This is a genomic window from Streptomyces sp. NPDC031426, assembly GCF_055581585.1.
Map to the genome: position 1 here is coordinate 323,328 of NZ_JBVIJE010000011.1, position 6,881 is coordinate 330,208.

Annotated in this window: 7 protein-coding genes; 2 read left to right on the forward strand and 5 right to left on the reverse strand. The window is 68.4% G+C overall.

The features are described from left to right. Position 1 precedes the first annotated feature (1 nt). Positions 2 to 961, forward strand: coding sequence for an ABC transporter substrate-binding protein (locus tag ACZ5NH_RS24885; protein ID WP_468778162.1), 960 nt, complete (start codon positions 2 to 4; stop codon positions 959 to 961). 6 nt (positions 962 to 967) lie between these two features. Here ACZ5NH_RS24885 and ACZ5NH_RS24890 read toward each other — a convergent pair whose 3' ends face one another. After that, positions 968 to 1,720, reverse strand: coding sequence for an isocitrate lyase/PEP mutase family protein (locus ACZ5NH_RS24890; protein ID WP_468778164.1), 753 nt, complete (start codon positions 1,718 to 1,720; stop codon positions 968 to 970). Beyond that, positions 1,717 to 2,226: a carboxymuconolactone decarboxylase family protein gene (locus ACZ5NH_RS24895; RefSeq protein WP_468778165.1), complete on the reverse strand. Its 510-nt coding sequence runs from the start codon at positions 2,224 to 2,226 to the stop codon at positions 1,717 to 1,719. Before ACZ5NH_RS24895 ends, ACZ5NH_RS24890 begins: the two co-directional genes overlap by 4 nt. Before the next feature lie 47 nt (positions 2,227 to 2,273). On the opposite strand from ACZ5NH_RS24895, the gene pdxR reads away from it, so the two are divergent. Then, positions 2,274 to 3,671 (forward strand): MocR-like pyridoxine biosynthesis transcription factor PdxR, encoded by a 1,398-nt coding sequence (pdxR, locus tag ACZ5NH_RS24900; RefSeq protein ID WP_468778167.1) that lies wholly within the window; start codon positions 2,274 to 2,276, stop codon positions 3,669 to 3,671. 121 nt (positions 3,672 to 3,792) lie between these two features. On the opposite strand, the gene ACZ5NH_RS24905 is transcribed toward pdxR, so the two are convergent. From ACZ5NH_RS24905 to ACZ5NH_RS24915, 3 genes are all read right to left on the reverse strand, one after another. Next, entirely contained in the window at positions 3,793 to 4,125 is a 333-nt protein-coding gene (locus ACZ5NH_RS24905; RefSeq protein ID WP_468778169.1) for a hypothetical protein, read from the reverse strand. 867 nt (positions 4,126 to 4,992) lie between these two features. Next, the gene (locus ACZ5NH_RS24910; RefSeq protein WP_388619872.1) at positions 4,993 to 5,472 is read right to left on the reverse strand and encodes a hypothetical protein; all 480 of its coding nucleotides are present in this window, start codon (positions 5,470 to 5,472) and stop codon (positions 4,993 to 4,995) included. A 5-nt stretch (positions 5,473 to 5,477) separates the two neighbouring features. Then, positions 5,478 to 6,881 (reverse strand): polymorphic toxin-type HINT domain-containing protein (locus tag ACZ5NH_RS24915; protein ID WP_468778171.1); only part of this gene is annotated, 1,404 nt, incomplete at its 5' end.

Consider the following 6,881-nt stretch of genomic DNA (forward strand, 5'->3'; position numbering starts at 1 on the left):
CATGCGCGCACGTACGACACTCGCGGTGGGCTCGCTGCTGTTGCTGTTGCTGACGGTGACCGGCTGCGGCGCCGCCGACATGACCAAGCAGGCCAGCCCGTTCGCCAACGCCCGGGGCTCGAGGACCGTCACCCTGTCCGTGCAGTCCTGGGTGGGCGCGCAGTCCAACGTGGCCGTGGCCCAGTACCTCCTGGAGCACGAGCTCGGCTATCGCGTCGACACCGTGCAGGTCGACGAGGTGCCCGCCTGGGACGCGCTCAGCCAGGGCCGGGTCGACGCCATCCTGGAGGACTGGGGCCACCCGGACCAGGAGAAGCGGTACGTCGAGGACAAGAAGACCATCGCGCGGGGCGGCGGCCTCGGCGTGACCGGCCACATCGGCTGGTACGTCCCCACCTACCTGGCCAAGCAGCACCCGGACATCACCGACTGGAAGAACCTCAACAAGTACGCCTCCCTCTTCCGCACCGCGGAGAGCGGCGGCAAGGGCCAGCTGATGGACGGCTCCCCGTCGTACGTCACCAACGACAAGGCCCTGGTGAGCAACCTGAAGCTGAACTACCAGGTCGTCTTCGCCGGCTCCGAGGCCGCCCAGATCACCCAGATGAAACAGTTCGCCAAGCAGCACAAGCCCTTCCTGACCTACTGGTACGCCCCCCAGTGGCTGTTCAAGAAGGTCCCCATGACGGAGGTGAAGCTGCCGCCCTACAAGGAGGGCTGCGACGCGGACGCGGCGAAGGTCGCCTGCGCCTACCCGCACACCCCGCTGCAGAAGTACCTCAACGCCGGCTTCGCCAAGTCCGGCGGCAAGGCGGCGGCCTTCCTGAGGAAGTTCAGCTGGACGACCGAGGACCAGAACCAGGTCTCCCTGATGATCGCCGACCAGAAGCTCTCGCCTCAGGACGCGGCGAAGAGGTGGGTGGACAGCCACCCCGACGTCTGGAAGCGGTGGCTGTCCTGAACGTCCTCACCCCTTGAGGCCGTTGGCGATCTCCCGGACGCCGGTCATGGCCCGCCGCTGGAGCCCCGGTCCGAACGTGATGCGGGTGGCCCCGAGTTCGCCGAGTGCGGCGGGCGAGGGGCCGTCCGCGTCCAGCCGGGCCAGGGCGTTCAGCGGGCCCTGGATGCCGGCGCGCAGCAGGGGCAGTACGCCGGCGGGGGCGAGGATCGGGTAGATGCAGTCCGCGGCCGCCGCCACGTACAGCGCGGCCCGCTCGATGGCCCGCTCGGGATCGCCGTCGCCGCAGACGAAGACGTCGACCCGGGCGTTGACGAACAGTCGGTCGGCGGCGGCCGAGCGGACCTCGGCGAGGAAATCGGCATGCTCGTGCGGGTCCTTGAGGACACCCCCGTTCGAGTCCTCAAGATTGCAGCCGACGGCGCCCGCCTCCAGCAGCCGCTCCACGATCTCCTTGGGCGCGAGCCCGTACCCGCCCTCGATGTCCGCCGACACCGGCACGTCCACCGCCCGCGCGATCCGGGCGACCGCGGCGAACATCTCGTCGGCCGGGGTGGCGCCGTCCGCGTATCCGAGCGAGGCGGCCACCCCGGCGCTCGGCGTGGCCAGCGCCGGGAACCCGGCCTCCGCGAAGCCGCGTGCGCTGGCCGCGTCCCAGGGGCCGGGCAGGACCAGCGGGTCACCCTGAGGGCGCTTGAGATGCAGCGCGCGGAACACGTCCACCTTGCGCTCCGCGGCCCGCTCGCGCTCGCTCTGGCTCACTTGTGCTGTCCGGGCTCGTAGTGGCCCGGGGTCATCCGGGTGGTCACACCGAACCGGTTCCAGGCGTTGATCACCGTGATCGCGGCGATCAGCCGGGCCAGCTCGGCCTCCTCGAAGTGCTTGGCGGCCTTCTCGTACACCTCGTCCGGCACGAAACCGTCCGTCAGCACGGTGATCGCCTCGGTCAGCTCGATCGCCGCCAGCTCCTTCTCCGTGTAGAAGTGCCGCGACTCCTCCCACGCGCTGAGCTGCACGATCCGCTGGACGCTCTCGCCGGCCGCCAGCGCGTCCTTGGTGTGCATGTCCAGGCAGAACGCGCAGTGGTTGAGCTGCGAGGCACGGATCTTCACCAGCTCGTACACCGCGGGGTCCAGGCCCTGCCGGGCCGCCGCGTCGAGCCGGATCATCGCCTTGTAGACCTCGGGGGCGTGCTCGGTCCAGCGCATGCGCGGAGTGTGCTCGGGGGCGCACTCGACGGTCTTCTCAGTGCTGGTCTCTGCGCTCATGCCCTCGACCCTATGAGCGAGGCAGCCCAGGAGTATGGTCCATTCCTATGGCGAAACCTTGGGCCACTCTGGGCGTCGACCTGCACCTCGAACCGGCCGGCTCCGGCGGGCTGCGCCGAGGCCTCACCGACGCCCTGCGCGAGGCCGTCCGCACCGGCCGCCTCGCCCCCGGCACCCGGCTGCCCTCCTCCCGCTCCCTCGCCGCCGACCTCGGCATCGCCCGCAACACCGTCGCCGAGACCTACGCCGACCTGGTGGCGGAGGGCTGGCTCACCGCCCGGCAGGGTTCGGGCACACGGGTGGCGGACCGGACCGCCGCGGCCCGGCCGTCCCGTACGGTCACGCCACCCCGCCGCCGCGAACCCGACCGCCCCGCCTACAGCCTCCTCCCCGGCAGCCCGGACCTCGCCGCCTTCCCGCGCACCGAGTGGCTCAAGGCCGCCCGCCGCGGCCTCGCCATCGCCCCGTACCACGTCCTCGGCTACGGCCACCCGCGCGGCCGGCCCGAACTGCGCACCGCGCTGGCCGGCTACCTCGCCCGCGCGCGGGGCGTCCGCGCCGACCCGGAGACCGTCGTGATCACCGCGGGCTTCTCGCACGCCCTGCGCATCCTCGGCACGGTGCTGCGGACGCGCGGCGCGCGGACGGTGGCGGTGGAGTCGTACGGGCTCCCGCCCGCCTGGGAGCTGCTGCGGGCCACGGGGCTGGCCACGCCTGCGCTGCCCTACGACGAACTCGGCACCGACCCGCACCCGTCGACCGCAGAAGGGGCCGTCCTGCTCACCCCCGCCCACCAGTTCCCCATGGGCACGCCCCTGCACCCCGACCGGCGGGCGGCCGTCGTGGACTGGGCACGGCGCACCGGCGGGCTCGTCCTGGAGGACGACTACGACGGCGAGTTCCGCTACGACCGCCAGCCCGTCGGCGCGCTCCAGGGCCTCGACCCCGACCACGTGGTCTACCTCGGGACCGCGAGCAAGTCCCTCGCCCCCGGACTGCGGCTGGGCTGGATGGTGCTGCCCCCGTCCCTGGTGGAGGAGGCGCTCACGGCCAAGGGGCGCATCGACACCGTGAGCGCGCTGGACCAGCTCACCCTCGCCGAGTTCATCACCTCCGGCGCGTACGACCGCCATGTCCGCTCCTCCCGCCTGCGCTACCGGCGCCGCCGCGACGCCCTCGCCGCCGCCGTCTCCGCCCGGGCCCCCGAGGTGACGGTCACCGGCATCGCCGCCGGCCTGCACGCGGTGCTGCGGTTGCCGGCCGGCCTGGAACAGCCGGTGATCCAGGCCGCGACCTGGCAGGGCCTGGCACTGCACGGCCTCGCCGGCTACCGCCACGAGGAGGCTGTCGCCGAGCCGTTGGACGCGCTGGTCGTGGGCTATGCGACACCGCCGGACAGCGCGTGGGCGGGGGCGCTGGAGGCGTTGTGCAGGGTGCTGCCGTAGGAATCGCGCCTGAAATCCACTCAGCGGGGCCCGCCGGAGAAGATCCGACGGGCCCTGGGAAGGCCGGCCCTGCCTCAGGGCTGCGACTCGATTCGGCCGGTACCGAGGGAGGCGATTCCGGCTATTCATGCGGAGCTCCCGCCTCAAGGAACTGCCGGTAAACGAGATCGAGCAGGGCCGCGTAAGCGTGTTGCGAGCGGGCCACGGCCTGGTCGCCGTCCGACGCCGTTTCACCGAGCCGATCGATTCGCTGCATCAACTCTTCGAGCATCGCCGGTACGTCGACCGGCACCGGTTTGAAGATGCCGCGTTCCACGAACCTGGTGACGGTTGTGACGTATTCGTCAGCTTCTGCCAGATCGGCGTACGTCATTTTCAGGCCCTTGTGTGAGCCGCCCGACGGAAATGGCAGGCTGCGCCACAGGGTGTAGGAATCCATGAAGGTCAGCGTCATCGGTATCGCCTCTCCTATCTGTCGCCTTCAGCTGAACCAGTTCTTCGCGCAGGTGCGATACCTGGGCTCTGTTGAACACCGTGTCGTCATACTTGTCCACGCAGCCCAGCATCACCAGGCCACGTTTCCGCGCGGACTCACACACCGCGCCGATGGCGGGATGCACCGACGTCGCCAAGACCTCACCTGTATAGGTGCGTACCAGAATGCTCAGTGGCACCACTTCACCTCTTCGCCGACCTTGACCAGTCCTGGATGCTCTACCTCGGTACATTTGTTCCCATGATGTCTGGGGCGTTGCCGACCCTGGCGAAGTTGCCGTTGTCCTGCAGTTTCGGTCGGTATACATGACCCCAAGCGATGCGCTGGCGATCGCCGCAGGCACACTGATGTGAACTGGCCTCTCCGCGTGGAACCAGATCAATGGCGGTAACGACGACGAACGGATCAGTTCAAGAGCCAGTCCCTCGGGCCAAGGCGCATCACTCGGCTCCACCAGTTCTGCCGTCACCCGATCCAGTGGTGGAGCACCAGGACCCGGAGGCCGTTAGACCGAGCAGAAGTAGACATCGCGAAAGGAGAGCGCAATATCCGGCTTCTCCGGCGCGTGACACCGCAGGCACTGTTGTGCACCAGCACCGGAGTGTTCCCGGCGAGGACGGAGTACGTGTGGGCGTATTACGGGCGCCGGCGGGCGATGTGATGCGACTTCATGCGGTCTACCTGCGACTTCGTACGGCGACGGAGCCAGCCGGAGGCGTCGGGGCTGTTCTTGACGGCAACGCTGACGGCAACGCGGCGGCACAGCCTCGCACGTCGTCGCCTTCGGCCCGCGACTGGCGTCCTTGTTATATCCGGAGCGCGCCTCTATCCAGGAAGCTCCAGAGCGACTGATCTGGCCAGCTCCTGCACGTGGGCGTTATCGATGAGCGAGGGATATTCAGACGCCACCCGCCGCAGCTCTGCACGGATAAACTCCGCGCCAGCCGTGACAAATTCAGTCACAGTGCAGGTGATTTCTGAGTTCAAGTAGCTAGGTGCCACGTGGAGCATATCTTTGCCGAGCTCGAAATCAATAGACTCGTCGTTCTCTGTGAAGTCTATCTTCCCGAGCGCATCACCCCCCTCGGCAAAGATCATTACCTGCCGTACGGAGTACATGACATCGAATAGCGGAATCCATCCCCATGGAGGCCCGATCTCGATCCCGGATTGCGACACCTGGACAGACCCCAGGAAGTAGTACCACCTCAGGTCAGCCCTGGACACCGCCCCCAGGCTGTCGCCCTGCACATGCTCTCGACCATGCGCGCCGTAGTCTTCGCTCGGCGTGAATGAGATTCGCACCTGCGTCACCTCACCGGGAAGGCATTGCGGACGTAATTTAGGGCAGGGTCGTAGTACACGCGCATCGTGTATAGCGGACTCCTGCTCCTTGATCGGTCAAACCCAATGGGTTCCTCGTAGGTGAACTCCATGACGATGCCATCTCGATTCTGCGTATTCGTCACGACCTTCCCGCGCGTCAGAACATCCTTGATAATTGCTGCGCGCGACGCCGGCGTGGTCTCCGGAAGCCATTCCGTCTTGGACGTGTCGCTCGAGAACATCCCTTCGGGCGTATGGCCATTAGCGATGTGGGAGTCGTTAATCGTCAGATTGTCCAGGTCGAAACACCCGGAATTGTGAACCAGGACCGGAGTACTGCCCGCCAACACATAGTAGGTGTGGAGTTCGTCGACGGTCAGGTTGTAGGTGCGGGTGTGCTGGTCGAAGGCGCGGTTGGCCTGGACGCGGACAGTGGTGCCACCGGTGCTGAGGAGGGTGGTGCCGGGGGTGAGGTCGTGGGCCTTGACCCACTGGTGTGCTGAGGGGCTCCAGAAGGGGTGTTCGTAGGTGGCGGTGAGTTTCCGGAGGCCGTCGGGGGTGGCGAGGGTGAGTTCGTCGAAGTGCTTGTCGCCGTCGGTGATGATGAGACGGCTGACCTTGCGTGGTGCGGTGAGGCCGGTGACCGGGTCGGTGGCCAGGACGGCGTCACCCGGGTGGATGGTTTCGATGTCCTGGGTGCCGGCGTTGGCCATGAGGACTTCGGTGCCTGCCGGGAAGCACTGGGTGCACCCCTTCATGTAGCGGAGGCGGTGCAGGTCCTGAAGCGCTTCCAGCCCTCGTTCGAGGAGCTTGAACTTGGACCTGAGAGTGACGTCTTCCGCGAGTTGGGCGCAGGCGATGACGTCGCCGCCCTTGCAGTCCTCCAGTTGTCCGAGGCCGAGGAGGTCCTTCTCCACGGTCCACAGCTCTTCGGCGGCGACCTCGGCGCCGGGGCCCATGGAGGCGAGGTCGCACAGCACCTCGTTGTGCTGGCAGTAGCGCGCCGGGCGTTCCACGGCGTCGCAGCCGAGCATGCCGCACCGGTAGCGTGCTTCGGCCTGGGCCCCGGTGTCCTTCTCGGCGGCCTTGCGTTCGGCTTCCTCCTTCTGCACGGCCGTCTTGAAGGCGTCCTTGAAGGCTTGGTCGGCGGCCTTGGAGTCCTTGCCGGCCGCGATTTCGGAGGCGCGGGCCTGCGCTCCGGCCGTGTAGGCGGCAGTGGCGGATGCCTGGGCCCACTGCGCGGAACCGGCGGCGTCGACGGCCGAGGTGGCCGCGTCGCTCGCGGCCTGGTCGGCGGAGGCGGCGGCCTTGGCGGCGGTGTGGGCGGAGGCGGCCGCCTGGTCGGCGGAGGCCTGGGCGTCCTTGGCGGACTTGGCGGCCTGGTCGGC

Bases quoted from the DNA above. Each gene is read 5' to 3' on its own strand.
- ACZ5NH_RS24895 (WP_468778165.1), bottom strand. From the start codon at position 2,226: ATGAGCGCAGAGACCAGCACTGAGAAGACCGTCGAGTGCGCCCCCGAG.
- ACZ5NH_RS24885 (WP_468778162.1), top strand. From the start codon at position 2: ATGCGCGCACGTACGACACTCGCGGTGGGCTCGCTGCTGTTGCTGTTG.
- ACZ5NH_RS24905 (WP_468778169.1), bottom strand. From the start codon at position 4,125: ATGACGCTGACCTTCATGGATTCCTACACCCTGTGGCGCAGCCTGCCA.
- pdxR (WP_468778167.1), top strand. From the start codon at position 2,274: ATGGCGAAACCTTGGGCCACTCTGGGCGTCGACCTGCACCTCGAACCG.